The sequence below is a fragment of the Xylophilus sp. Leaf220 genome (genome assembly GCF_001421705.1).
Lineage (GTDB): Bacteria > Pseudomonadota > Gammaproteobacteria > Burkholderiales > Burkholderiaceae_C > Xylophilus.
The window spans coordinates 129,935-154,983 of record NZ_LMKO01000025.1 but is presented as its reverse complement, the minus strand read 5'-3'; the positions used below and the strand labels follow the sequence as shown (position 1 = coordinate 154,983).

Annotated in this window: 21 protein-coding genes; 7 read left to right on the top strand and 14 right to left on the bottom strand. The window is 68.9% G+C overall.

Annotated elements, in window-relative coordinates:
* Window positions 1–25: 25 nt before the first annotated feature.
* Both ASE76_RS17160 and ASE76_RS17155 read left to right on the top strand, forming a co-directional pair.
* Entirely contained in the window at window positions 26–721 is a 696-nt protein-coding gene (locus ASE76_RS17160; RefSeq protein WP_055842322.1) for a hypothetical protein, read from the top strand.
* Window positions 718–1,053, top strand: coding sequence for a YkgJ family cysteine cluster protein (locus tag ASE76_RS17155; RefSeq protein WP_055842319.1), 336 nt, complete (start codon window positions 718–720; stop codon window positions 1,051–1,053). Before ASE76_RS17160 ends, ASE76_RS17155 begins: the two co-directional genes overlap by 4 nt.
* 135 nt (window positions 1,054–1,188) lie before the next feature.
* Here ASE76_RS17155 and ASE76_RS17150 read toward each other — a convergent pair whose 3' ends face one another.
* From ASE76_RS17150 to ASE76_RS17115, 8 genes are all read right to left on the bottom strand, one after another.
* Entirely contained in the window at window positions 1,189–2,421 is a 1,233-nt protein-coding gene (locus tag ASE76_RS17150; RefSeq protein ID WP_055842316.1) for an FAD-dependent monooxygenase, read from the bottom strand.
* Window positions 2,422–2,476: 55 nt separating this feature from the next.
* On the bottom strand, window positions 2,477–5,464 hold the full coding sequence (locus ASE76_RS17145) for an EAL domain-containing protein (protein WP_168389268.1): 2,988 nt from the start codon (window positions 5,462–5,464) through the stop codon (window positions 2,477–2,479).
* Window positions 5,465–5,755: 291 nt separating this feature from the next.
* Window positions 5,756–6,055, bottom strand: coding sequence for a hypothetical protein (locus tag ASE76_RS17140; RefSeq protein ID WP_055842310.1), 300 nt, complete (start codon window positions 6,053–6,055; stop codon window positions 5,756–5,758).
* A gap of 13 nt (window positions 6,056–6,068) precedes the next feature.
* On the bottom strand, window positions 6,069–7,949 hold the full coding sequence (locus tag ASE76_RS17135) for a ferrous iron transporter B (RefSeq protein WP_055842308.1): 1,881 nt from the start codon (window positions 7,947–7,949) through the stop codon (window positions 6,069–6,071).
* Window positions 7,946–8,239 carry a FeoA family protein gene (locus tag ASE76_RS17130; protein WP_055842303.1) on the bottom strand — a complete coding sequence of 98 codons (294 nt, stop codon included), beginning with the start codon at window positions 8,237–8,239 and terminating at the stop codon, window positions 7,946–7,948. The genes ASE76_RS17135 and ASE76_RS17130 overlap by 4 nt, the downstream gene beginning before the upstream one ends.
* A gap of 189 nt (window positions 8,240–8,428) precedes the next feature.
* Window positions 8,429–11,302: an aconitate hydratase gene (locus ASE76_RS17125; protein WP_055842302.1), complete on the bottom strand. Its 2,874-nt coding sequence runs from the start codon at window positions 11,300–11,302 to the stop codon at window positions 8,429–8,431.
* A 371-nt stretch (window positions 11,303–11,673) separates the two neighbouring features.
* Window positions 11,674–11,979 (bottom strand): H-NS family nucleoid-associated regulatory protein, encoded by a 306-nt coding sequence (locus ASE76_RS17120; protein ID WP_055842297.1) that lies wholly within the window; start codon window positions 11,977–11,979, stop codon window positions 11,674–11,676.
* Window positions 11,980–12,053: 74 nt separating this feature from the next.
* Complete coding sequence (locus tag ASE76_RS17115) at window positions 12,054–13,361, bottom strand: hemolysin family protein (protein ID WP_055842294.1); 1,308 nt, start codon at window positions 13,359–13,361, stop codon at window positions 12,054–12,056.
* 23 nt (window positions 13,362–13,384) lie between these two features.
* On the opposite strand from ASE76_RS17115, the gene ASE76_RS17110 reads away from it, so the two are divergent.
* On the top strand, window positions 13,385–14,227 hold the full coding sequence (locus ASE76_RS17110; protein WP_055842291.1) for a symmetrical bis(5'-nucleosyl)-tetraphosphatase: 843 nt from the start codon (window positions 13,385–13,387) through the stop codon (window positions 14,225–14,227).
* Window positions 14,228–14,339: 112 nt separating this feature from the next.
* Here the strand turns inward: ASE76_RS17110 and ASE76_RS17105 are convergent, their stop codons facing one another.
* Together ASE76_RS17105 and ASE76_RS17100 are read right to left on the bottom strand one after the other, a co-directional pair.
* Window positions 14,340–15,929 carry a DEAD/DEAH box helicase gene (locus tag ASE76_RS17105; RefSeq protein WP_082448681.1) on the bottom strand — a complete coding sequence of 530 codons (1,590 nt, stop codon included), beginning with the start codon at window positions 15,927–15,929 and terminating at the stop codon, window positions 14,340–14,342.
* 131 nt (window positions 15,930–16,060) lie between these two features.
* On the bottom strand, window positions 16,061–16,942 hold the full coding sequence (locus ASE76_RS17100) for a neutral zinc metallopeptidase (protein ID WP_055842288.1): 882 nt from the start codon (window positions 16,940–16,942) through the stop codon (window positions 16,061–16,063).
* 267 nt (window positions 16,943–17,209) lie between these two features.
* Here ASE76_RS17100 and ASE76_RS17095 point away from each other — a divergent pair, with 267 nt between their 5' ends.
* On the top strand, window positions 17,210–18,046 hold the full coding sequence (locus tag ASE76_RS17095; protein ID WP_055842283.1) for an alpha/beta fold hydrolase: 837 nt from the start codon (window positions 17,210–17,212) through the stop codon (window positions 18,044–18,046).
* An 89-nt stretch (window positions 18,047–18,135) separates the two neighbouring features.
* Here the strand turns inward: ASE76_RS17095 and ASE76_RS17090 are convergent, their stop codons facing one another.
* The 4 genes from ASE76_RS17090 to ASE76_RS17075 form a co-directional block, all read right to left on the bottom strand.
* The gene (locus tag ASE76_RS17090) at window positions 18,136–18,498 is read right to left on the bottom strand and encodes a hypothetical protein (protein ID WP_156362845.1); all 363 of its coding nucleotides are present in this window, start codon (window positions 18,496–18,498) and stop codon (window positions 18,136–18,138) included.
* A gap of 133 nt (window positions 18,499–18,631) precedes the next feature.
* Window positions 18,632–19,198: a dCTP deaminase gene (gene dcd, locus ASE76_RS17085; protein WP_055842278.1), complete on the bottom strand. Its 567-nt coding sequence runs from the start codon at window positions 19,196–19,198 to the stop codon at window positions 18,632–18,634.
* Between the two features lie 129 nt (window positions 19,199–19,327).
* Window positions 19,328–20,629: a guanine deaminase gene (gene guaD / locus ASE76_RS17080; protein ID WP_055842275.1), complete on the bottom strand. Its 1,302-nt coding sequence runs from the start codon at window positions 20,627–20,629 to the stop codon at window positions 19,328–19,330.
* Between the two features lie 85 nt (window positions 20,630–20,714).
* On the bottom strand, window positions 20,715–21,821 hold the full coding sequence (locus tag ASE76_RS17075; RefSeq protein ID WP_055842273.1) for a BMP family ABC transporter substrate-binding protein: 1,107 nt from the start codon (window positions 21,819–21,821) through the stop codon (window positions 20,715–20,717).
* A gap of 385 nt (window positions 21,822–22,206) precedes the next feature.
* On the opposite strand from ASE76_RS17075, the gene ASE76_RS17070 reads away from it, so the two are divergent.
* The 3 genes from ASE76_RS17070 (at window position 22,207) to ASE76_RS17060 (ending at window position 25,039) form a co-directional block, all read left to right on the top strand.
* On the top strand, window positions 22,207–23,517 hold the full coding sequence (locus ASE76_RS17070) for a dicarboxylate/amino acid:cation symporter (RefSeq protein WP_055842264.1): 1,311 nt from the start codon (window positions 22,207–22,209) through the stop codon (window positions 23,515–23,517).
* Window positions 23,518–23,541: 24 nt separating this feature from the next.
* Window positions 23,542–24,012 (top strand): CYTH domain-containing protein, encoded by a 471-nt coding sequence (locus tag ASE76_RS17065; RefSeq protein ID WP_055842261.1) that lies wholly within the window; start codon window positions 23,542–23,544, stop codon window positions 24,010–24,012.
* 268 nt (window positions 24,013–24,280) lie between these two features.
* Window positions 24,281–25,039, top strand: coding sequence for a CHASE3 domain-containing protein (locus ASE76_RS17060; RefSeq protein ID WP_156362843.1), 759 nt, complete (start codon window positions 24,281–24,283; stop codon window positions 25,037–25,039).
* The last annotated feature ends 10 nt before the right edge of the window (window positions 25,040–25,049 follow it).

Sequence of the window (25,049 nt, the reverse complement as noted above, 5' to 3'; positions counted from 1 at the left end):
CAAGCGCCACAGGAAGGACACCACCGTGCGACACGCCGCCCACGCTTCGCTGCTCGACCAATGGCACGCGCTCGGCGATGCGCTGGAGCGCACCGGTCCGCCGGGCGGCGCCGGCGAGGCCTGCTGGCAGCGCGAGGGCCGGCACCTGCTGCGGGCCTGGTCGGCCTGGCCGCGCCGCTACCACGACGCCGGCCACCTGGCCGCCTGCCTGGGCCACCTCGACGCCCTGCCCGCGCCGCCGCAGGACCCGCAGGCGGTGGCGCTGGCCCTCTGGTACCACGACGCGATCTACTCGCCCTGGAGCCGCAAGAACGAGGCGCGCAGTGCCGAATGGGCCCGGCGCTACCTGCGCAGCCAGGGTCTGGCCGAGCCGCTGCTGGCCGCGGTGGAGCGCCACATCCTCGCCACCCGGGACCATGCGGCCACCGACGACCCGGACACCGCCTGGGTGCTCGACATCGACCTCGCGGTGCTCGGCGCCGCGCCCGCGGTCTACCAGGCCTTCGAGCAGGGCGTGCGCCAGGAATACCGCTGGGTGCCGTGGCCCCGCTATGCCGCGGCCCGCACCGCGGTGCTGCAGGGCTTCCTGCGCCGACCCCGCATCTACCTGCATGCGGATTTCGGTGCGGGGCGCGAAACGCCGGCACGGCAGAACCTGGAGCGCGCCATCGACGCGCTGGCCCAGGGCCGCCTGTACGCCGCAGCCGTCGCCAAAACGTGAGCGCCACCGGCGACCACCCCTGCCTTTCCTGCGGCGCCTGTTGCGCGTCGTTCCGGGTCGACTTCTCCGCCTGCGAGGTCGACGAGCACGGCGGCAGCGTGCCGGCCGGCCTGGCGGTCGAGGTGATCGGCGACACGGTGCGCATGCGCGGCACCGACCACGCCCCGCCCCGCTGCGCCGCGCTCACCGGCCGCATCGGCCAGCGCGCGGCCTGCGGCATCTACGAATGGCGGCCGTCGCCGTGCCGCGCCTTCGCTGCCGGCAGCGATGCCTGCGGCCATGCGCGCAGGCGCCACGGGCTGCCGGTGCTGGACGACCGGGCTTGCTGGTAGCCCCGGGCTGCCGGGGCAGCCCAGGTGCAGGGTTACGAATGAAAAATGGCCGGAGCCGGCGTGCGGCGCCGGCCATTAGCTACCATTTTCATAGCACTTAGGTTTTTCGCCTCGCCGGATCGGGTCGGACGCGCATCAGACCTTCGCACCGTACAGCCACGGCTGGTCCAGCAGCCGCTCCCCCAGCACCGCCATCGCCATGTCGCGGCCCCAGCGCACCGGGCCGCTGGCGTGGAAGACGCCGGCATTGCGCTGCGCGACCGCCTGCACCCGCGCCACCCGCTGCCAGCGCCGCTGGGCGTAGCTGCGCAGCCGCAGCGGCACCTCGACCGCGTCCATCGCCAGCGCGTCGCCGAGCACCGCGGCATCCTCGATCGCCATGCCGGCACCCTGCGCCAGGTAGGGCAGCATCGGATGGGCCGCGTCGCCCAGCAGTGCGACGCGGCCCTGCGCCATCGCGGACGGGCCGGCGACCGGGGGCCGGTCGCAGAGCATCCACAGCCGCCAGTCGGCCACCGCTTCCTGCAGCGCCCGCAGCGGCGCGCAGGCGCCGGCCAGCGCGGCGGCGGGGCCGCCCGGCGGCGCGTGCTGGCTCCAGTCGCGCGGGTCGGCCACCGCCGGCAGGGCCGTATCGGCTTGCACCAGCAACACCACGTTGAGCCATTCGCCGCCGCGCACCGGGTACTGCACCAGGTGCATCCGCGGACCGAGCCAGACGGTGACCTGGCTGCTGCGGACGTTCGCGGGCAGGTCGGCCTGGCGCAGGAGCGCGCGGTAGGCGGTATGGCCGGTGACGCGCGGCGCGGCATCGTCGGGTACGACCGCCGAACGCACCTGGCTCCAGAGGCCATCGGCCGCGACCAGGGCATCGCCCTCCACCTGCACGGAAGCGGCCCGTGCGCCGTCCGGCCCGGTTCGCTCGGTGCCGATGCAGACCGTGTCGGACTGCGGGGCCACCCGGGTGACGCGGGTGCCGAGATGGATCACCGCTTCTGCCTGCGAGCGCACCGCGCCCAGCAGCAGCGCATGCAGATCGGCGCGGTGCAGGGTGGCATACGGCGCGCCGTAGCGGGTGCGTGCCTGCGCTCCCAGCACCAGCCGCCCCAGCACGCGGCCGGAAGCGGCGCTGCGGATCTCCAGCCGGTCGGGAAATGCCGACACCGCCTCGAGCGCATCGCCCAGCCCCCAGGCCTGCAGCAGCCGCGTGGCATTGGGGCCGAGCTGCAGGCCGGCGCCCGCTTCCGCGAAGGCCTCGGCGCCTTCGAAGACCCGCGCCCGCCAACCGGCCCGCACGCAGGCCAGGGCTGCCGCCAGCCCGCCGATGCCCCCGCCGGCGACGAGCATCTCCTGGGAGAAGCGCACGCTCATCGCGAGCCGCGCGGCGGCTGCACCGCCTTCATGCCGCGGCGCACGGTCGATCCGCTCATGCGCCGAGGCCCTGCGTACGCTCGAACGCCTCCATCGGCATCGGCTTGCCGAACAGGTAGCCCTGGAACGCCCGGCAGCCGTGCGCCACCAGGAAATCGCGCTGGCTTTCGGTCTCCACGCCCTCGGCGACCACATGCAGATCGAGGCTGGCCGCCAGCGCGAGGATGGTGCGGACGATGGCCGCGTCGTTGGGGTCGGTGAGCACGTCGCGCACGAACGAACGGTCGATCTTCAGCTGGTCGAGCGGCATCCGCTTCAGGTAGCCGAGCGAGGAGAAGCCGGTGCCGAAATCGTCCAGTGCCAAGCCGATGCCGCGCGCCTTCAGCCGCGCCAGCTTGGTCAGCACTTCCTCGGTGTCGTGGAACAGCAGGGTCTCGGTCAGTTCGAGCTTCAGGCGCCGCGGGTCGGCGCCGGTGCGGGCCAGGATCGCCTCGGTCTCCTCGATGAAATCGGGGTGGCGGAACTGCCGCGCACTCACGTTCACCGCGATGTCGAGGCCCCGGGTGTCCGGCCGGGCCGCCCAGGCGACCAGTTGCATGCAGGCCTCCTGCAGCACCCAGCTGCCGATCGGCAGGATCAGCCCGGTTTCTTCGGCCAGGCCGATGAAGCCGGCCGGCGGCACGGTGCCGCGCACCGGATGCTGCCAGCGCAGGAGCGCCTCGGCGCCGGTGAGCGTGCCGTCCTGCTGCACCACCGGCTGGTAATGCAGCGCGAGCTGCCCCTCGCTCACCGCATCGTGCAGGTCGGCCTGCAGCGCGGTGCGCTCGGCCAGGCTCTGCTGCATCGCAGGATCGAAGAAGCGCACCGTGTTGCGGCCGGCCAGCCGCGCCTCCTCGCAGGCGAGGCTGGCGCGGGTCAGCAGTTCCTCGGGCGCGACCGGCGGGCCGCCGAACAGGGCGATGCCGATCCGCGCGGTGCCGTGGTGCTGGCGGCCGCCGAGCGAGAGCGGCGCGGCCAGCGCCAGCAGCAGGTCGCGGGCGATCTGCTCGGCCTCGGCCTGGGCGCCGGCGGCGTCGTTGGCCAGGGCCTCGAGCAGCACCGCGAACTCGTCGCCGCTCTGGCGGGCGACCGTCTGGTGCACCGGGACCACGCCGGTCATCCGCTCCGCCGCGGCGCGCAGCAACTGGTCGCCCACGTCGGGACCCAGCGTGTCGTTGATGTTCTTGAAGTGGTCCAGGTTGATCGACAGCAGCGCGCCGTGGCCCGCCGCCGCGATCGCCTGCGGCAGCACCGCCTGGCCCAGGCGCACCGCCAGCCGGCGCCGGTTGGGCAGGCCGGTGAGGCTGTCGTAGTAGGCGAGCCGCTCGATGTCGCGCTGGGCGCGTTTGCGCTCTGTCACGTCGCGCGCCACGCCCAGCACGCCGTAGACCTCGCCGTCGGCATCGCGCAGCGGCGTCTTGATCAGGTCGAAGATGCCTTCGCGGTGGTGGCGCAGCGTGTGCATCGGCTCTTCTCCGCGCAGCGACTCGCCGGTCTCCATCACCAGGCGGTCCTGCTCGCGGAACATCGCGGCGAAGGCGGGTCCGACCAAGCCGTCGTCGCCCTGGCCCAGGATCTCTTCCTCGCGCCAGCCGTAGAACGATTCGAAGGCCTGGTTGCACGACAGGTAGCGGCCGTTGCGGTCCTTGGAGAACACCATGTCGGGAATCGCCTCGAACAGGCTGCGCAGCTGCGACTCCTTGTGGGCCAGCGCCTGCTCGGCCTGCCGGTGCTCGGTGACGTCCACCACGTAGACCACCGCGCCGGTGACGGTGCCCTGCATGTCGTGCTCGGGCACCAGAGTGCTGTGGCGCCGGCGCATCTCTCCGTTCTCCAGCGCGACGTCGGCCTCGTAGACGACGCGCTCGCCGGCCAGGGCGCGCGCCAGGTAGGGCTGCATCTGGGCGTAGCGCACCGCGGGGATCACCTCGAGGAAGGGCTTGCCGACGAAATCGGCCGCGGCACCGCCGTACCACCGGGCGTGGTTCTCGTTCATGTAGCGCACCCGCAAGGACCGGTCGAGGCGGGTGATGTCGCCCGGGATGTGGCTCAGCACCGCCTGCCATTCCTCGTCCTTCTGGTGCACCTGCTGCTCGGCCAGGCGGCGCTGGGTGATGTCGAACATCAGCCCCTCGACCACGATGGAGCCGTCGTCGACCCGGCTGCCGCCGGCGCTGATCCGCATCCAGCGCAGCTCGCCGTCGGCCCGGCGCATCCGCAGCTCGACGTCGAGCGAGGTACCGTCGCGCAGGGCCGCGTCGCGCTGCGCGACGAAGCGCGGCCAGTCCTCCGGCACGATCTGCGCGAACCAGGGCTCGGGCTCGCGGTACAGGTCGGCCGCGCGCAGGCCGTGCAGCCGCTCGATGGCGGGGCTGACGTAGGTCACCCGCCATTTGTTCCGCAGATCGAGCACCACCTGGAACAGCACCGCATGGACCAGGTGCGCACCGATCGGATGGTCGTCCACGCCGGTCTGCGCCGTCTGGCCGATCCGCTGCGCGGCCATGCTCATCAGCAGCAGGCAGGCGCCCAGCCGCAGCGCGGCCGCGGCACCGGGCGCCGCCATGCCGATCACCGCGGGGCCCAGGCTATCGGCCGCCGCGCTGGCCGCCAGCAGCAACGCCACGCCGACGAGCCTGCGCACCGGCCAGGCATGCCGGGTCCTCGACGGCAGCAGCACCGCGGCGAGCCCCGCCGCCTCGGCCAACCGCGCCACGATCCAGAAGCCCTGGTGCGCGCCGCCGCCGGCCACGCCTGCGATGCCGGCACCCGCTGCGGCGACCAGAAGACCGCACACCGCAGAGCAGGCGAACGCCGCGGCCAGGGCCGGCGACCCGGGCTGCGGCTGCGCGCTGCGCAGGCCCAGCAGCACCGCGGCCACCGCACCCGCGCACACCGCCGCCAGCTGGAGGATGAAGCCGAGCGCCGCATACGCCGCCGCGGCCGGCAGGTCGTGCGCGGCGGCCAGGACGGGCTGCGCGGAGACCGTCCAAGGCACGGTCATGCCGAGCACGACCGCCGCCGCCGAAGACACCCGACCGACCGCGCCCTGCTTCCTCGCCATGCAGAAAGCGGCTGCGCATTGGAGCGCAGCACGCGCGTCGGGAAACTTCGTGTGCATTACGTGGGGTTCGGGCGGGTTCTTGCGGAAAGTATGCGCGAAAAACCGGGGCCGGAAGAATCGGTGAAAGCGTGCGTTTTGGCAGCGTCTGAAGCCGGCCGGCAGGAGGGCCGTCACCGCAGGCCTGTCCACTGCGGCCAGGACGTCGCGCACTGCCCGCAACCGGGCGATCCGTCAGGGGCGGCGCACCACCGTGACCGGCTTTTCGCCTCCGGGGACCGGCCGTCGGGCCGTGGCCTTGTCGGCCGCTCCGGGGGCGGCGCAGCTGCCGCAGCTCTCGCAGGAGCCGCATCCCGGCGCGTTGCCCACCACGGCGGCTATGCGCTCGGCGCCTTGGGCCCTCAGCCCCAGCCGCCGCGCACCCCGCGCCAGGGCATCGGCCAGGGCCCGGCGACCGCGTGCGGGCATCCAGTACCAGACCGCCCAGGCAGCGGCGCCCAGGACGATCAGCGCGACGGCGATGTTCTGCGACATGGAAGGCGTGTCCTCAGGCGAGCGCCAGCGTGATGCGGTAGGCGACGAAGCTCGCCGCATAGGCCAGCGCGAAGAGGTAGCCGGCCATGATCAGCGCATAGCGCCAGGAGTTGGTCTCGCGCTTGACGGTGGCCAGCGTCGACAGGCACATCGGCGCGAACACGTACCAGACCAGCAGCGACACCGCGGTCGCGAAGGACCAGCTGGCCGCGATCACCGGCTCGAGCGCCGCCGCCGCGTCGTCACCGGTCGCCGACATGGCGTACACCGTGCCGAGCGCTCCGACAGCCACCTCGCGCGCGGCCAGGCCCGGCACCAGCGCGATCGAGATCTGCCAGTTGAAACCGATCGGCGCGAAGACCACCTCGAGCGCCCGGCCGATCATGCCGGCCAGGCTGTACTGGATCGCCGGGCCGGTGGCGCCTTCAGGCGGCGACGGGAAGGTCGCGAAGAACCAGAGCAGCACCGTCAGCGCCAGGATCATCGTGCCGACGCGCTTCAGAAAGATCATCGCGCGCTCCCACAGGCCGATGGCCAGTTGCCGCGGATGGGGCCAGCGGTAGGCGGGCAGTTCCATCAACAGGGGCGACTGGCGCTGCGTACCGCGCATCTGCTTGAACACCCAGGCGACCGCCATCGCCGACACGATGCCGCCGACGTACAGCACGAACAGCACCACGCCCTGCAGGTTGAAGACGCCGCCGACCGTCTGCGCCGGGATGAAGGCCGCGATGAGCAGCGCATACACCGGCAGCCGCGCCGAGCAGGTCATCAGCGGCGCGATCATGATCGTCACCAGCCGGTCGCGCCAGTTGGTGATGGTGCGGGCCGCCATCACGCCGGGAATCGCGCAGGCGAAGCTGGACAGCAGCGGAATGAACGAGCGGCCCGACAGGCCCACCGTGCCCATCAGCCGGTCGAGCATGAAGGCCGCGCGGGGCAGGTAGCCCGAATCCTCCAGCGCCAGGATGAAGAGGAACAGGATCAGGATCTGCGGCAGGAACACCACCACGCCGCCCAGGCCGGCCACGATGCCGTCGGCCAGCAGGCTCTGCAGGATGCCGTCGGGCACGTGGGCCTTGACGAACTCGGCCACGGCTTCGGTCGCGCCCTTGATCGCCTCCATCGGCACCTCGGCCCAGCTGAAGACGGCCTGGAACATCAGGAACAGCAGCACCGCCAGCAGCAGCGTGCCCCACAGCGGGTGCAGCACGATGCGGTCGATCGCATCGTCGCGGTGCAGGGCCGTGGGTGGCTCCTGCACCGCGACGGACAGGATGCGGCGCACTTCGACCTGGGTGTCCTGCACGTCGGCCAGGGCCGGCGCCTGCCAGACCGCACCTGCACCCGCGGCCACTGCGGCACCGGATGCGGCGGACGGGTAGGAGTCGAGTGCCGCGACAAGGGCCGCGGCGCCGTCGCCGCGGATGCCGACCGTCTCGATCACCGGCATGCCGAGCTCGCGCGACAGGGCCGCGCTATCGACCACGATGCCGCGGCTGCGGGCCATGTCGCTCATGTTGAGCGCCATCACCATCGGCAGGCCGAGCTTGCGCGCTTCCAGCACCAGCCGCAAGTTGAGCCGCAGGTTGGTGGCGTCGGTGACGCAGACCAGCAGGTCCGGCAACGGCTCGCCCGGACGCTGGCCGGTGACGATGTCGCGGGTGACCGCCTCGTCGGCGCTCATCGCGTTCAGGCTGTAGGCGCCGGGCAGGTCAAGCACCTGCACCTGCCGGCCCGACGGCGTGCGCAGCCGGCCCACCTTGCGCTCGACGGTCGCGCCGGCATAGTTGGCCACCTTGGCCCGGCTGCCGGTCAGCAGGTTGAACAGCGCGGTCTTGCCGCAGTTGGGGTTGCCCAGCAGGGCGACGCGCAGTGCGCCGGCGGTGCTCATTGCAGGACCCCGGCAGGAGCGACCTGGATCAGCGCAGCCTCGTGCAGACGCAAGGCGAAGGTGCTCTGCCCGATCCGCACCGCCAGCGGTTCCCGGCCCGGGAAGCCGAATGCGATCACCCGCACCTGCTCGCCGGGCACGAAGCCGATCTCCACCAATCGCAGGACCAGCTCAGCATCTTCCGCATCGACCGGCGGACGCACCGACAGCACGGTGGCGGGCGCGTTGCGCGCCAGTTCGTCGAGGCGGATGGAGGTGCCCTGCACGGGCGAGGGAGAGGAGGAAGGCATGTACGGAATGGAGCCGGTGCGACTGTGCGGAAATGCTGATGGTAGCAATTCCTGTTTAGCGCATCGCCCTGCGCATCCGCCCGCCCTGCCCGGCGTGCTGGTTTTGACCCCGCCAGTAAAAAGAGCCACCCACAGGTGGCTCTTGCCGAACCGGCGCGCGCGTGCCGTATCCGGCCGACGCCTACGCCGTCACGCCTGGACCAGCAGTTGCCGCAGCACGAACGGCAGGATGCCGCCGTGGCGGTAGTAGTCGACCTCCACCGGCGTGTCGATGCGCAGGATCACCTGCACCTCCTGCCGGGAACCGTCGGCGCGGGTGATGCGCAGCAGCGCTTCGCTCTGCGGCTTGAGTTGCGGATGCGGCACCACGTCGATCCTCTCGTTGCCGGTCAGTCCCAGGCTCTCCCAGGAATCGCCCGCGCGGAACTGCAGCGGCAGCACGCCCATGCCGACCAGGTTGGAGCGGTGGATGCGCTCGAAGCTGCGCGCGACCACCGCCTTGATGCCGAGCAGCTGGGTGCCCTTGGCGGCCCAGTCGCGCGAGGAACCGGTGCCGTACTCCTCGCCCGCGAACACCACCGTCGGAATGTCCTCGCGGATGTACTGCATCGCGGCGTCGAAGATGAACTTTTCCTGGCCCTGGTCGGCGCCGTCGCCCTGGTACAGCGTGAGGCCGCCCTCCTTGCGGGAGCCGTCGGCGCCGGCCGGGATCATCAGGTTCTTGATCCGCACGTTGGCAAAGGTGCCGCGCATCATCACGTCGTGGTTGCCGCGCCGGGCGCCATAGCTGTTGAAGTCGGCCTTCTGCACGCCGTGCTCCTTCAACCACTGGCCGGCCGGCGAGCTTTCCTTGATCGCACCGGCAGGCGAGATATGGTCGGTGGTGATCGAGTCGCCGAAGAGCGCCATGATGCGTGCGCCTTCGACCTGCACCTGTCCCTCGGAGCCGGTGTTCTCCAACTCGAAATCCTCGAAGAACGGCGGCTCGGCGATGTAGGTGCTGGTGGGCCAGTCGTAGCTCTGGCCGGTGGTGCCCTTGATCTTTTCCCAGAGCGCGCCGGGTTCGGTCTTGACCTTGGCGTAGTTGTCGCGGAACGCGCCGCCGTTCATCGCGAATTTCATCAGGGCGTGGATCTCGTCGCTGGTCGGCCAGATGTCGCCCAGGTAGACGTCGCGGCCGCCGGTGCCCTGCCCCACCGGCTGGGTCATCACGTCGGTCAGCACCGTACCGGCGATCGCATACGCCACCACCAGCGGCGGGCTCGCCAGGAAGTTGGCCTTCAGGTTCGGGTGGATGCGTGCCTCGAAATTCCGGTTGCCCGACAGCACCGCCGCACAGACCAGATCGTTCTTGGTGATCGCGTCGTTCAATTCGGGCGTGAGGTCGCCCGCGTTGCCGATGCAGGTGGTGCAACCGTAGCCGGCTAGGGCGAAGCCGAGCTTCTCCAGGTAGGGCAGCAATCCCGTCGCGGTGAGGTACTCGGTCACGATGCGGGAGCCGGGCGCCAGCGATGTCTTGATGTGCGGCTGAACGGTCAACCCCAGCTCCACCGCCTTCTTGGCCAGCAGGCCGGCGGCCAGCAGCACGCTCGGGTTGGAAGTGTTGGTGCAACTGGTGATCGCCGCGATCAGCACGTCGCCGTTGCCCACGGTGATGCCCGGGCCTGCCGTCGTGCGGGCGCGCGGATCGGATTCGGCCGTCTCCAGCGTCGGGGTGTTGCCGACCATCTCGACCACATGCCGCGCCGCACCCGCCGGCTCGGGCTTCTCGGCCGGCGTATCGCGGGATGCGGACGGCACCAAGGGATAGCGGGTGTGCAGTCGGTCGGCCGGCTGGTTGAAGCCGTTCTCCGCCGCGGGCCGCGAGAACAGGGTGGCGAATTGGCTCGACACGTGCGTCAGCTCGATCCGGTCCTGCGGCCGCTTCGGGCCGGCTAGGCTCGGCGTGACGCTGGACAGGTCGAGCCGCACGACCTGGGAATAGTCGATCTCGCCGGCCAGGGGCACGCCGAACATCTCCTGCGCACGGAAGTACGCCTCGAATGCATCGATCTCGGGCTGGGTACGGCCGGTGCCGCGAAAGTATTCGATCGTCTTCTCGTCCACCGGGAAGAAGCCCATCGTCGCGCCGTACTCGGGCGCCATGTTGCCGATGGTCGCCCGGTCGGGCACGGCGAGGGTGCGGGCGCCTTCGCCGAAGAATTCGACGAACTTGCCGACGACCCGGTGCTTGCGCAGCAGCTCGGTCACCGTCAGCACCAGGTCGGTAGCGGTGACGCCCTCGCGCAGCTTGCCGGTGAGCTCGAAGCCGACCACGTCGGGCGTCAGCACATACACCGGCTGGCCGAGCATCGCCGCCTCGGCCTCGATACCGCCCACCCCCCAGGCCACCACACCGATGCCGTTGACCATGGTGGTGTGGCTGTCGGTGCCGACCAGGGTGTCGGGATAGTGCACGCCGTCGGCACGCCGGTGCACGCCGCGGGCCAGGTACTCCAGGTTGACCTGGTGGACGATGCCGAAGCCGGGCGGCACGACGCCGAAGGTGTCGAACGCCTGCATGCCCCATTTCATGAACTGGTAGCGCTCCTGATTGCGCTGGAACTCGAGCTTCATGTTCAGGTCGAGCGAATTCTTCTGGCCGTAGTAGTCGACCATGATCGAGTGGTCGACCACCAGGTCGACCGGCACCAGTGGCTCGATCCGCTTCGGGTCCTTGCCCAGACGGGTGGCGGTGCTGCGCATCGCGGCCAGGTCGGCCAGCAGCGGGACGCCGGTGAAATCCTGCAGCACCACCCGGGATACGACGAACGGAATCTCTTCGACCCGCTCGGCGTTGGGTTTCCAGCCGGCGAGCTGGGCGACATGCTCCGCCGTGATTTTCTTGCCGTCGCAATTGCGCAGCAAGGATTCCAGCACGATGCGAATCGACACCGGCAGGCGCTTGACCCCGGGGAAGGTGGTGCCAAGCACCGGAATGGAATAGAAGCCGCCCGTCTTGCCGGAAGCGGTGTCGAAGGTCTTGAGGGTATCGGGAAAGTCGTGGGGGGCGATCGTGGTCATCTGGCACTCCTGGTCGGTGGCTGTCGTGGCATCGACCATTCTGTCAGCGCGAGCGGTCCCTGTCGTTACGCGGTGTGGAAGACATTTACCGGGACTTGCCTTTGGCTATCGCAACAGCCGGCTTCTCGAACCTGGAACTCCGAATCCACCAAACTCAGCAAACGGGAATTGCCGCCAAGAAGCGATGGCGCCTTCCTCGATGCATATTCGGCTGAATCATATTGTTACTTTTCAGCACCCGGACGCAAAATACCCACGCCTCTTTCGATGCGTGGGGTATTCCGTCGCTTGGACAACAGCCGGATCGGGACGATTAGCCCGGCAGCGCCGAATAATCCGTCCACCCTGGTTCGGCCTGTGCCGAGCGGGATTTAGTCGGCGATGGCGAAGCGGGCGCGGTCTTCGTTCTGGATCCAACGCGGCGCCTTGCCGCGGCCGGTCCAGGTGGCACCGGTGGCAGGGTCACGGTACTTGGCAGCTACCTTGCCGCCCTTGGCGCTGGATGCGGCACGGGTGCGGGTGGCAGGTGGGAACACGTCTTCGGCGGTCAGGTCGAATTCTTCGATGATGCTGCGAACACGGGACACGGCATCCGATGTTTCGCGCTGGCGTGCGTCCTTGATTTGGTTTTCAAGTGCTTCGCGCTGCTTGATCAGGTCTTTGTAGGAGGTCGTCATGGCATGCCCGGAGTTAGTTTGCAAATCATCATTATAGATAATAGGTGGCTGCCGAACGCAAGACCCCAAAAAGATTAACCCGTGGTCGCCGATTCCGGCGGCAGCATCGCCATCACTTTATCGATGCGCTTGCCGTCCAGATCCACCACCTCGAATATCCAGCCGGCACACTCGATCTGTTCGCCGGTGACCGGCAAGCGACCCGATTCCGACATCAGAAGCCCGGCCAGCGTGTTGTAGAGATTGCGGTCCTCGCCCGGCAGATCCCGAATATCCAGACGCGCTTTGAGTTCGCCGATCGGCATCAAACCGTCGAGCAGCCAGGAACCGTCGCCCCGCTGCGTGGCCCATGCCTGGGCTTCGGCCCCGGGCTGCAGCTCTCCGGTAATCGCCTCCAGCAGGTCGCGGGGAGTCATCAGGCCCTGCACCACACCATATTCGTCGACTACGAACACCATGCGGCCCGACTGCGCCCGGAACTGCTCCAGCAACTCCATGCCCGAGAGCGTTTCCGGCAGGAACGACGCCGGCAGTACATAGGATTCGATCGGTCCGGCCGAATCGGCTTCGAGCGCCAGCAGATGCGAGAGGCTCACAATGCCCACCACGTCGTCCAGCGAGCCCCGGCAGACGGGGTACCACGAGTGGGACCCACGGTCGCCTCCCTTGACCGCATGCTCCAAGGCGTCGCGCACCGTGGCCATCGCCGGCAGCCATTCGATGTCGGCCCGCGGAACCATCAGCGAGGTGAGTGGCCGGTCGTCCAAGTGGAACACGTTCTGCACCATGCGGTGCTCCTGGTGTTCGATGATGCCGGCGTCCACGCCTTCCTCCAGGCTGGCGACGATTTCCGCTTCGGTGACCGGCCGCTCGGCGGCGTTGTCGACCCGCAGCAGTTTCAGCACCGCATGGGTGCTGAACGACAGGAGGTGCACGAAGGGCTTGGCGATCGTCGCCACCCAGGTCATCGGACGCGACACCCACAGCGCCACCTTCTCGGGATAGAGCTGGCCGATGCGCTTGGGCACCAGTTCGCCGAAGACGATGGTGATGAAGGTGATGATCGTCACCACGATCGCGGTGGCGCCGATCTCGGCGGCCCGCGCCGGGGCGCCCACGGTCTGCAACAACACTGCGACGTCGTCGCTGAACGCAGCCTCGCCGAGGATGCCGTTGAGCATGCCGATCGAGGTGATCCCCACCTGGACCGACGACAGGAACTGCGTGGGATTGTCGAGCAGGGCCAGGGCCGCCGACGCACCCTTGTCGCCCGATTCGGCCAGTGCGATCAACCGCGCGCGCCGGCTGGAGGCCAATGCCAGTTCGGACATGGCGAATACGCCGTTGAGAAGTGTCAGCAGCGCAATGAGCAAGAAATCCATGCAGGCCAGTAGAGAATCGGGGCATGTCAATGTACCTGATAGGCGATATACAAGGTTGCGATGCGGCACTCGTGTCCCTGATGCAGGAAATCGGGTTCTCGCCGAGCCGCGACACGCTCTATCTGCTGGGCGATCTGGTCAACCGGGGCCCGGCTTCGGCCGCGGTGGTGCGCCGGGCGATGAAGGATGGCGACGCGATCCGCTGCCTCCTCGGCAACCACGACCTGCACCTGCTGGCGGTGGCCGAAGGCGTGCGCAAGGCCCACCGGGCCGACACCCTGGCCGACCTACTGGCGGCCCCCGACCGCACGGCCCTGCTCGACTGGCTCCGGCACCAGCCGCTGGCCTACCGGCTGCAGCACGGCCAGCAGGACCTGCTGCTGGTCCATGCGGGCGTGCTGCCGCAGTGGAGCGCGGACGACACGATGGCCCGGGCGGCCGAGGTCGAGGCGCAGTTGCAGGGGCCCGATCCGACCGGGTTTCTGTCGCGCGTCTTCGGCAACATGCCAAACGCATGGCACGACGACCTGCGGGGCACGGAGCGGCTGCGGGTGATCGTGAACGTGCTGACCCGGCTGCGCTTCTGCCACCCGGACGGGCGGATGGATTTCGATGCGAAGGAAGGCGCGGCCAAGGCACCCGAGGGTCTGCTGCCGTGGTTCGACCTGCCCGGTCGTCGTACGGCAGAGCAGACGGTCGCCTTCGGCCATTGGTCGACGCTGGGCTGGATCGACAGGCCGCGGTTGCTGTCGCTCGACACCGGGTGCGTCTGGGGCGGATGCCTCACGGCAGTACGGCTGGGTGCGACGGCGGCCGAGAACGAGCGTATCGACGTGGAATGCGAGCAGGCGCAGGTGCCGGGCTGAACCGACCGGACCCGCGCCGCAAGGGCCGGTCGCCGTCGCTCGTCCAGCCGCCAAAAGAAAAACGGCCGACAGGCCGTTTTTTCTTCGGTGTGAACGCCGCGCGTCCGGCGGCTCAGGACTCCGACGTCTCCGGTGCAGGCTCGGCCTCGGGCCGCTGCGCCACGACCGGTTGCGGTGGCGGCGCGGGCTGTGCCTCGACCGCCTTAAACAGCGCCGCGACTTTCCGCTTCGGCTTGATGTTGGCCGAGATGCTGCGCGCCGGGCGCGCGCTGGCCTCCCACGAGGGCGCCTCTTCGCGCGCCGACGGCTCGTAGGGCTTCTCGAAGAAGGCGTCGCGCGGGGCCGAGGGGGCGCGGAAGTAGCGCTGCTCGCGTTCGGCGCGCGGGGCACGGGCCTCGCGCGATTCACGGGACTCCCGTGGCTCCCGCACGTCGCGCAGGCCGTTGCGGGGCACCGGTGGCACCATGCCGCTGACCGGGCCGTCGCCCTCTTCCGCACCGGGCTCGCTGCGGTAGAGGCGGCGACCGTCGTTGATGCGGCCGCGCGGCATGTCGTCCTCGAACTCCACCGGCTCGATCTCGAGCTTGGTGTTGATCAGCTTCTCGATGTCGGCCGCCAGGCGCACATCGTTCGGGCCGCTGCCGACGAAGGTGACCGCCAGGCCGGACGCGCCCGCACGTCCGGTACGGCCGATGCGGTGGACGTAGTCTTCGGCGTTGAACGGAATATCGAAGTTGAAGACCGCCGGCACGTCCTTGATGTCGAGTCCGCGCGCGGCCACGTCGGTGCAGACCAGCAGGTCGACTTCGCCCTTCTTGAACGCATCGAGGGCCTTCAGCCGCTCGTCCTGGCTCTTGTCGCCGTGCAGCGCGGCCGTCTTCAGGCCTTCGCGCTCCAGGGACCGTGCCAGCCGTGCGCAGCCGAGCTTGCTGTTGACGAAGACGAAGGCCTGCTTGATGCCGCGCTGGCGCAGGATCTGCTGCAGGGCGCGGCGCTTGTCGTCGTCGCGCACGCTGAAGAAATGCTGTTCGACGGTGGAAGCGGTGGCGTTGGAGCGCGCGACCTCGATCGTGACCGGGTCCTGCAAGTAGCTGCTGGCCAGGCGTTTGATCTCGGGCGAGAACGTGGCGGAGAACAGCAGCGTGGTCCGTTGCTTGGGCAGGAACGACAGGATGCGCTGCAGATCGGGCAGGAAGCCGATGTCGAGCATGCGGTCGGCCTCGTCGAGCACCACGTACTCGACCTGGTTCAGCACCGCGTTCTTGGCTTCGATGTGGTCGAGCAGCCGGCCCGGCGTGGCGACCAGCACTTCGACGCCCTTCTTCAGCTCCAGCGTCTGCGGCTTCATGTCCATGCCGCCGAACACCACCGCGCTGCGCAGGTTGGTGTACTTGGCATAGAGCTTGACCTGCTGGGCGACCTGGTCGGCCAGCTCGCGCGTCGGCAGCAGCACCAGGGCCCGCACCGGATGGCGCGCGGGAGAGGTGGAAGCGTTCTGGTGTTTCAGCATGCGCTGCAGCAGCGGCAGCGAGAAAGCCGCGGTCTTGCCGGTACCCGTCTGGGCGGCGCCCATCACGTCGCGGCCCTGGAGCACCACCGGAATGGCCTCCGCCTGGATCGGCGTCATGGATTCGTAGCCCATTTCGGCTACTGCGCGGGCGAGGGGTTCGTCCAGCGCGAGTTGGGAGAAGGAGGTCGTCATGAAGCCTTCTATTGTCGCACTGCTGTGCCGGCAGGCGTCAAGACGCGGATGCGGCCTTGCAACGACCCTGCCTTTGCTATCGAATCCATAGCTGGATGCCGGCATCCGGCGCCGGCCCGCGGCCTATTCGATTACAAACTTCGCGCGTTGAAGGTGTCGCAGGTCTTGATGTCGCCGCTCTGGTAGCCGGTGTTGAACCAGCGCTGGCGCTGGGCGCTGGAGCCGTGGGTGAAGCTGTCGGGCACCACCGCCCGGCCGGCGGAGCGCTGCAAGGTGTCGTCGCCGATCTTCTCGGCCGCGTTCATCGCCGCGGCGATGTCGCCCGGGTCGAGCCACTGCTTGGACTGCTGCGAGCGCTGCGCCCACACCCCGGCGAAGCAATCGGCCTGCAACTCCACCCGTACGCTGGTCGCGTTGTTCTGCGACTGGCTCTGGCGGCCGCGCAGCGCATCGACCTTGGCGGTGATGCCCAGTTCGTCCTGCACGTGGTGACCGATCTCGTGGGCGATGACATAGGCCTGGGCGAACTCACCGGGCGCGCCGAGCTGGTTCTTGAGCGTGTCGTAGAAACCCAGATCGATATAGACCTTCTTGTCGCCCGGGCAGTAGAACGGGCCCATCGCCGACTGGCCGGTGCCGCAGGCGGTCGGCGTGGCGCCGCGGAACAGGACCAGCCGCGCCGGCTGGTAGGTGCCGCCCTGCTCGCGGAAGATCTGGCCCCAAACTTCTTCCGTATTGCGCAGCACGGTGGAGACGAAGGCCGCCTGCTGGTCGTTGGCGGGCGGCGCGTGCGCCGGTCCCTGGTGCTGGGCCTGCGGCGCAGGCGATCCGCCGCTGAGCATGCTCAGCATGGTGAGCGGATTGATGCCCAGCACCCAGCCGCCGATCAGGGCGACGGCGATCGTGCCGATGCCGATGCTGCGCCCCCCGATACCGAAGCCGCCACCCCCTCCGCCGCCTTCGCTGCGCCGGTCCTCGACGTTGTCGGATTGTTCGTTGCCTTCCCAGCGCATGCGTAGCTCCTGTGCCGGGAAAGGGTTTCCGGCGAAGCGCCGATGGTAGCGGCGGCGATCCGGCGCATTCGCCGGGGTTTCCTTCCGTAGCAATTGCCGCGCGGCGCAGGTGCCGTCCGAAATCCCGCGCGTCGGCAGGCAGGTGGACTACCGATGCCTGCGGCGGCGCCTCACATCGCGGCCGTGCGCCGCTCCGAACACTGTTGGCCTGACAGCGGCGATGGACATGTCCGCTCGAAAACATCCACCTCCATACGAAAGGTTCTTATGAGCATATTGACTATTCCTGGCAATTCCGGCGAGAACGTAGACCTGCACTACGTGGACCTCGGCCAGGGCCGGCCGGTGGTGCTGATCCACGGATGGCCGCTGTCGCACAAGTCGTGGGAGTACCAGCTGGCCGAGCTGCCGAAGCACGGCCTGCGGGTCATCGCCTACGACCGCCGCGGCTTCGGCGAGTCGTCCAAGCCCTGGAACGGCTACGACTACGACACCCTGGCCGACGACCTGCATGCGCTGCTGGAACACCTGGACGTGAAGGACGCGGTGCTCGTCGGCTTCTCGATGGGCGGCGGCGAAGTCGCACGCTACATCGGCCGCCACGGCCAGAGCCGCATCGGCGCCGTCGTCCTGATGAGCGCGGTGACGCCCTATCTGTTGAAGACGGCCGACAACGCCACCGGCGTCGACAAGAGCGTCTTCGACGAGATGGTCGACGGACTGCAGGGCGACCGGCCCGGCTTCCTGGAAGGGTTCGGCAAGAAGTTCTTCGGCGTGGGCCTGCTGAGCCATCCGGTCAGTTCCGCGACCCTGGATTGGGCACAGAGCCTGGCCCTGCCCGCCTCGCCCAAGGCCACGGTCGATTGCGTGCGCGCCTTCAGCGAAACCGACTTCCGTGCAGACCTGGCCAAGATCACGGTGCCGACGCTGATCATCCACGGCACCGACGACGGCACCGTGCCACCGGCCGCCAGCGGCGACGAGGCCGCCAAGGCGCTGCCGTCGGCCGAATACAAGCGCTACGACGGCGCCCCGCACGGCCTCTTCGTCACCCACAAGGACCAGTTGAATGCCGACCTGATCGCCTTCAGCCAGAGCCGCTGACCGTCTGCTCCACACCATGCAAAACGCCGACCTGCCGGTCGGCGTTTTGCATGGTGCGATGGACGACGCTGCCGGCGTCGACAAGGGCCTCAGCGGCTGTAGGTGTAGCCCACCGGCACGAAACCGGCGTCGCTGGCGACGAACGTGTTCCGGGCCGCCACCGACGACACGGCCAGCGTATCGATGCGGGCATCGTTCCCTGCGGGCGACCGCTCCATCTGCTCCTTGACGCAGGCGGCGTGACCACCGACGCCCTGCGCGCCCAGGCAGTGCGCTACGGCGATGCGCTGGCCCTGCGCATGGTTGTCGCGCTCGTGGGCCTTGTCGACCTGGGCCTGCGCCACCATGCCGACGGCGCCGAGCTGGATGGCGATCAGGACTGCACCGACCGATCCCACCACGATGGCGAAAGGTGCGTCGACGAGTTGGGCGATTTGTTTGAATGCGGACATGGTGGCCTCCTGCTGGAATGGCTCCATGCTATTTTGTTACGTAACTTGCACCCCGGGCGGACTTCGTATCGACTCGTAGGACAAATCCGAAAGCGGCGTACGCCGGCCGTGACCGGGCAAATTGCGTTCTCAGTCAGGCCCGCGGCAGGGTCACGCCGTGCTGGCCCTGGTACTTGCCGCCCCGGTCCTTGTAGCTGGTCTCGCAGACTTCGTCGCTCTCGAAGAAGAGCACCTGCGCGCAGCCTTCGCCCGCGTAGATCTTGGCCGGCAGCGGCGTGGTGTTGGAGAACTCCAGCGTCACGTAGCCTTCCCACTCGGGCTCGAACGGGGTGACGTTGACGATGATCCCGCAGCGGGCGTAGGTGCTCTTGCCCAGGCAGATCGTCAGCACGTTGCGCGGGATGCGGAAGTACTCGACGGTCCGTGCCAGCGCGAAGCTGTTGGGCGGGATGATGCAGTAGTCGCCGTGCATGTCGACGAAGCTCTTCTCGTCGAAGTTCTTCGGGTCCACCACCGTGCTGTGGATGTTGGTGAAGACCTTGAACTCGGGCGCGCAGCGGATGTCGTAGCCGTAACTGCTGGTGCCGTAGCTGATGATCTTCTTGTCGCCGTTCTGGCGCACCTGGGCCGGCTCGAACGGCTCGATCATGCCGTGCTGCTCGGCCATGCGGCGGATCCACTTGTCGCTTTTGATGGTCATGGAAAACGGGCCTTCGGCAGAGAAAACAAAGCCGGCGATTGTCGCACCGGCGCCGCTGCCGATCTTATCGACCTTTGCTCCTCTTTCGATAGCTACAGGCCGGCACGGGACGCCGGCTGCAGCCACTTTTCATTCGGAACCGGCCGCCGAAGCCTGCGAGATGACGGTGCGCTCGATCAGCCGGTCGTCACCCAGCACGATCATCGCGAAGAGCAGTTCGTCCAGGTTCTGCGCCTGCGCGGTACGCCGGGCCAGCAGCGGCGTTGCCTTCGGGTTCAGCACCACGAAGTCGGCCTCGGTGCCCGGCTGCAGGCTGCCGATGGTGCCGCCCAGGCCGAGCGCCGCCGCGGCGCCCGCTGTGTGCTGCCACCAGAGATGCTGCGGCGACAGGCTCAGGCCCGGCTTCGTCTGGCCCTCGCGGCCGACGTAGTAGGCGGCCAGCATCGTGGCGAACGGGCTGAAGCTGGTGCCGCCGCCCACGTCGCTGGCCAGGCCGTAGCCGAAGCCGACCCGGTCGGCGCCCGCATAGTCGAAGAAGCCGCTGCCGAGGAACAGGTTGCTGGTGGGACTGACCGCGGCGACGGTGCGGCGGTCGCGCATCAGGGCACGGTCGTCGTCGTCGAAGTGGATGCAGTGGGCGTAGACGGCCCGCTCCCGCATCAGGCCGAAATCGTCGTAGACCGCCAGGTAGCTGCGCGACGCCGGAAACAGCTCCCGCGCCCAGGCGATCTCGCCCAGGTTCTCGGCCACGTGCGACTGGATCCAGGTATCGGCGTACTGCGCCGCGAGGTCGCCCGCGCCGCGCAGCTGCGCCTCGGTGCTGGTGGGTGCGAAACGCGGCGTGATCGCGTAGCCCAGGCGGTCGACGCCGTGCCACTTGCGGATCAGCGATTCGGTGTCCTGCAGGCTCTGCTCGGTGCGGTCGCGCACGCCGTCGGGCGAATGGCGGTCCTGCAGCACCTTGCCGGTGATCAGCCGCATCTGCCGGCGCTGCGCCTCGGCGAACAGGGCATCGACCGACTGCGGATGCGAAGTAGCGAAAGTGAGCGCGGTGGTCACGCCGTTGCGCAGCAGCTCGTCGGCGAAGAACGTGGCCACCTCGGCCGCGAAGGCCGGGTCGTCGAAACGCGACTCGTGCGGGAAGGTGTAGGTCTCCAGCCACGGCAGCAATCCCTCGGCCGGCGCGCCGACGATGTCGGTCTGCGGATAGTGGATGTGCATGTCCACGAAGCCCGGCGCCAGGATGCGGCCTGGCAGATGCTCCACCGGCACCTGCGGATACCGTGGCGCCACCGCACCGTAGGCACCGGCCGCCAGCACCACCTGCCGGCCCTCGGCGTCGGGCCCCACGACCAACAGCCCGTCCTCCTCGTAGAGGGCGGAACGGTCGTCGGCGAAACGGAGAAGGGCGGCGCGGTAGGCGTGGGTCATGGGAGAAACTTTAAGCAAATGGCAGGCCGCGCGCATACGCGGCCACGGATAGGCCGTATGCGGCCGGGGCGGTGCGGTCGGCGCATCAGCGCCCCACCCGCCCCTGTACGCCCTCGACCAGCCAGTTCATCTTCAGGATCTGCTCGTCCGACAGTTGCGTACCTCGTGCGATCGCCACCGTGCCGGTGTTGTCGCGGATGTCGGCGGCGACGGCACGGAAGGGCTGCAGGGTGCCGGCGGCGATGTCCTTCTGGCGGGCGAGGACCTCGTCCTGTACCGGCCGGGGCACCGTGCGGCCGAAGTCGCCGACGCGGATCATGCCCTCCTTCACCCCGCCCCAGAGGTTGCCCGGAGCCCAGGTGCCGTCGACCACCGCCTGCACCCGGCGGGTGTAGTAGTCGCCCCATTGGTGGGTGACGGCGACGATCTGCGCGTCGGGTGCTATCGCACGCATGTCGGAGTGGTAGGCGACGGCCCACTTGCCGCGCTCCTGCGCCGCGGCCATGACGGCGGTAGAGCCGGTGTGGAAGGCGACGACGTCGGCCTGCTGGTCGAACAGGGCCATGGCGGCGTCGCGCTCCTTCGGCGGGTCGAACCAGGCGTCGAGCCACACCACCCGGACCTGGGCCTTCGGATCGACGGAGCGCATGCCGAGGGCGAAGGCGTTGATGCCCTGCAGCACCTCGGGGATCGGGAAGCCCGCCACGTAGCCGGCGACGTGGGTCTTGCTCATCCGGCCGGCGGCGATGCCGGCCAGGTAGCGGCCTTCGTAGTAGCGGGCGTTGGCGGTCGCCACGTTGGGCGCCTGCTTGTAGCCGGTGATCGATTCGAACTTCACGCCGGGAAAGTCGCGCGCCACCTTCAGGGTCGGCTCCATGTAGCCGAAGCTGGGGGTGAAGATGATGCGGTTGCCCTGCCGGGCCAGGTCGCGGATCACCCGCTCAGCGTCGGCGCCTTCGGCCACGTCCTCGACGAAGCTGGTCTGCACCCGGGTGCCGAGGGCGCGCTGCACCGCCTGGCGTGCGTCCTCGTGCTGGCGCACCCAGCCTGCGGCGGTGACCGGGGTCACGTAGACGAAGGCGGCCTTGACGGGCGGGGATGCGGCGGGCGGCGCATCCGGCGCGGCACGGGCGGGAAAAACGGCGGGAAAAGCCCAGGCGGCCGCGAGCGCGGCTACGAGGTTTTTGTACATGGTGGTCCTCTACATGGCCCCGAAAACGGAAACCCGCGCAGGCGGGGCACCGGCGCGGGAGCGCGATTCTAGCGACGCGCCCCAGGCCCTGCCGGCGCCGGGCTATGCGCAAAGGGAACGCGCGCCCTACCCGATCCCGCACGCATTCGCCCTGCGGGCAGGCTAAGTTTTCGATAGCCAGAAAGCATCGCGCCGCAGGGGCGGCCGCCGGACAATCCCTCCCGCCGCGGCCGACCGGGCGCGCCGGCCCCGGCGGCCGGCACGGCGGGCGACTACATTACCGGTCGCATGCCAACCGCCACCGGGGCGGCGGCGTGCCTGTCTGCTGGCCGTCACCATACCTTCCACAAGCGCCAGCGCTGCCGTCTTTTCCTGGAGCCCTCCCATGACCACTGCCCCACCCCTGGCAACCAAGAAGCCGTTCTACCGCTCGCTCTATGTGCAGGTCATCACCGCGGTGGTGATCGGCGTGCTGCTCGGGCATTTCTACCCGCAGGTCGGCGAATCGATGAAGCCGCTGGGCGACGGGTTCATCAAGCTGATCAAGATGATCATCGCGCCGATCATCTTCTGCACGGTGGTGGTCGGCATCGCCGGCATGGAGGACATGAAGAAGGTCGGCAAGACCGGCGGCCTGGCGCTGCTGTATTTCGAGGTGGTGAGCACCATCGCGCTGATCGTGGGCCTGGTGCTGGTCAACCTGTTCAAGCCCGGCGCCGGCATGAACATCGATCCGTCGACGCTCGACACCAAGGCCATCGCCGCCTACACCGGCCCCGGCAAGATGCAGGGCACGGTCGATTTCCTGCTCAACATCATCCCCAACACCTTCGTCGACGCGTTCGCCAAGGGCGAGATCCTGCAGGTGCTGCTGCTGGCGGTGCTGTTCGGCTTCGCGCTGCACAGGTTCGGCGGCCGCGGCACGCTGGTGTTCGATGTGATCGAGAAGGGCTCGCACGTGCTCTTCGTGATCGTCAACTACATCATGAAGCTGGCGCCGATCGGTGCCTTCGGCGCGATGGCGTTCACCATCGGCAAGTACGGCGTCGGCTCGCTGTTCTCGCTCGGCAAGCTGATGGGCGTGTTCTACCTCACCTGCCTGCTGTTCATCTTCGTGGTGCTGGGGCTGATCGCGCGGTTCCACGGCTTCAGCATCTGGAAGTTCATCAAGTACATCCGGGAAGAGCTGCTGATCGTGCTGGGCACCTCGTCTTCCGAGTCGGTGCTGCCGCGGATGATGGAGAAGATGGAGCGGCTCGGCGCCAGGAAGACCTGCGTCGGACTGGTGATCCCGACCGGCTACTCGTTCAACCTCGACGGCACCTCGATCTACCTGACGATGGCGGCGGTCTTCATCGCCCAGGCGACCAACACCGACATGACCCTGGTGCAGGAAATCACGCTGCTGGCCGTGCTGCTGCTCACCTCCAAGGGCGCGGCGGGTGTCACCGGCAGCGGCTTCATCGTGCTGGCCGCGACGCTGTCGGCCGTCGGCCACGTGCCGGTGGCCGGCCTGGCGCTGATCCTGGGCATCGACCGTTTCATGTCGGAAGCGCGGGCGCTGACCAACCTGATCGGCAACGGCGTGGCGACGCTCGTCGTCGCCAAATGGACCGACGAGCTCGACGAACAGCGGATGCGCGCGGTGCTGAACAACGAGCCGGTCGAAGAACTCAAGGGCCCGGACGCGCCCTGAGCGCCGCCGTTCGGAACACCCACCATGGCCGTCGAGATCGAACGCAAGTTCCTGGTGACAGGCGACGCCTGGCGCACCGCGCCCGGCACCCGCTACAGCCAGGGCTACCTGAACCGCGACAAGTCGCGCACGGTGCGGGTTCGGATCGCGGGCGACCAGGGCTTTCTCACCATCAAGGGCGTGTCGGTCGGCGCGACCCGGGCCGAGTTCGAATACCCGGTGCCGCTGGCCGATGCCGAGGCGATGCTGCTGCTGTGCGACGGGCCGGTAGTGCGGAAGACGCGCCATGTGGTGGTGCACGCCGGCATGGCCTGGGAGGTGGATGCGTTCGAGGGCGACAACGCGGGGCTGGTGGTCGCGGAGATCGAACTGGCATCGGAAGACCAGGCCTTCGCCCTGCCCGACTGGGTGGGTGCGGAGGTCACGGGCGATGCCCGGTATTTCAATTCGAACCTGGCGGTGCGTCCGTTCCGTACCTGGAACAACGGCGGCTGAGGGGCTGGCCGCGTTTTGTATCGCCGGCGGCGACCGTCGCCAGTATGTGGATGAAAAAGGCCGGCAGCCGGCTTCCTGCGCCGGCCTCTAGCTATCCAATCGATAGCAATCAGTTTTACCCGGTAGACGGCAGCCGACACCGTTCCAGGCGCCGCCTACAAGACGTTACGCGGTCTTCTCGCTGTCCGGCACAGGCCGCCCCCCTAGGCTCCCGCCATCCAGGCATGCGCCTCGCACCGCCTTTCCGCCGCCCGACCCGCCACCCACCGTGAACGACTCCGCCCTGTCCCCACCCGCCTCTGCCTCCGCGCCGGGCTTCGCCGGCATTCGCTGGCCCCGTGCGCGTCGATGGCGGGTACCGCCGCGGCGGGTGCTGGTCTGGTCGGTGGTCTCCGCGGTCCCGATGGCGATGGTGATCGCGATCGGCGCCTATCTTTCGCACCACCTGCACCAGCAACTGGTCGAGAGCCGTTACCGCGTCGACTACACCTACCAGGTGCTGGGCGAGGTCGACCGGCTGTTCATCTCGCTGCAGGATGCGGAGACGGGCCAGCGCGGCTTCGTGATCACCGGCGACGACGAGTACCTGACGCCGTACGGCAACGCCATCGGCAATGCGCCATTGGCCTTCGCACGGCTGCGCGAGCTCTTGGTCGGCAGCGCGATCCAGGCGGCGCAGATGGACCGTTTGCAGTCGCTGATGGACGCGAAGCTCGAAGAAATGGGCAAGGCTGTCGCGGCACGTCGCACCAGCGGCTTCCCTGCCGCAGCCGCCGTGATCGCCACCGGCAAGGGCAAGCAACTGATGGATGCGGTGCGCGACGAGGTCGCCCAGATCGTCGCCACCGAGAACCGGCTGTTGCGGGAGCGCCAGCAGGTCGCCCAACAGCGGGAGCGCGAGTTGCTCTACACCGGACTGTACGTCGCGCTGCTGTCGATCCTGATCCGCCTCGGCCTGGCCGTGACGCTGATGCAGATGCGCAAGCGGGGCAAGGCACCGGTGGGCATGGGGCTCAGCGGACGCTGAGCGCCTGCCG

Bases quoted from the DNA above. Each gene is read 5' to 3' on its own strand.
- ASE76_RS17150 (WP_055842316.1), bottom strand. From the start codon at position 2,421: ATGAGCGTGCGCTTCTCCCAGGAGATGCTCGTCGCCGGCGGGGGCATC.
- ASE76_RS17145 (WP_168389268.1), bottom strand. From the start codon at position 5,464: ATGACCGTGCCTTGGACGGTCTCCGCGCAGCCCGTCCTGGCCGCCGCG.
- ASE76_RS17140 (WP_055842310.1), bottom strand. From the start codon at position 6,055: ATGTCGCAGAACATCGCCGTCGCGCTGATCGTCCTGGGCGCCGCTGCC.
- ASE76_RS17135 (WP_055842308.1), bottom strand. From the start codon at position 7,949: ATGAGCACCGCCGGCGCACTGCGCGTCGCCCTGCTGGGCAACCCCAAC.
- ASE76_RS17130 (WP_055842303.1), bottom strand. From the start codon at position 8,239: ATGCCTTCCTCCTCTCCCTCGCCCGTGCAGGGCACCTCCATCCGCCTC.
- ASE76_RS17125 (WP_055842302.1), bottom strand. From the start codon at position 11,302: ATGACCACGATCGCCCCCCACGACTTTCCCGATACCCTCAAGACCTTC.
- ASE76_RS17120 (WP_055842297.1), bottom strand. From the start codon at position 11,979: ATGACGACCTCCTACAAAGACCTGATCAAGCAGCGCGAAGCACTTGAA.
- ASE76_RS17115 (WP_055842294.1), bottom strand. From the start codon at position 13,361: ATGGATTTCTTGCTCATTGCGCTGCTGACACTTCTCAACGGCGTATTC.
- ASE76_RS17110 (WP_055842291.1), top strand. From the start codon at position 13,385: ATGTCAATGTACCTGATAGGCGATATACAAGGTTGCGATGCGGCACTC.
- ASE76_RS17105 (WP_082448681.1), bottom strand. From the start codon at position 15,929: ATGACGACCTCCTTCTCCCAACTCGCGCTGGACGAACCCCTCGCCCGC.
- ASE76_RS17100 (WP_055842288.1), bottom strand. From the start codon at position 16,942: ATGCGCTGGGAAGGCAACGAACAATCCGACAACGTCGAGGACCGGCGC.
- ASE76_RS17095 (WP_055842283.1), top strand. From the start codon at position 17,210: ATGAGCATATTGACTATTCCTGGCAATTCCGGCGAGAACGTAGACCTG.
- ASE76_RS17090 (WP_156362845.1), bottom strand. From the start codon at position 18,498: ATGTCCGCATTCAAACAAATCGCCCAACTCGTCGACGCACCTTTCGCC.
- dcd (WP_055842278.1), bottom strand. From the start codon at position 19,198: ATGACCATCAAAAGCGACAAGTGGATCCGCCGCATGGCCGAGCAGCAC.
- guaD (WP_055842275.1), bottom strand. From the start codon at position 20,629: ATGACCCACGCCTACCGCGCCGCCCTTCTCCGTTTCGCCGACGACCGT.
- ASE76_RS17075 (WP_055842273.1), bottom strand. From the start codon at position 21,821: ATGTACAAAAACCTCGTAGCCGCGCTCGCGGCCGCCTGGGCTTTTCCC.
- ASE76_RS17070 (WP_055842264.1), top strand. From the start codon at position 22,207: ATGACCACTGCCCCACCCCTGGCAACCAAGAAGCCGTTCTACCGCTCG.
- ASE76_RS17065 (WP_055842261.1), top strand. From the start codon at position 23,542: ATGGCCGTCGAGATCGAACGCAAGTTCCTGGTGACAGGCGACGCCTGG.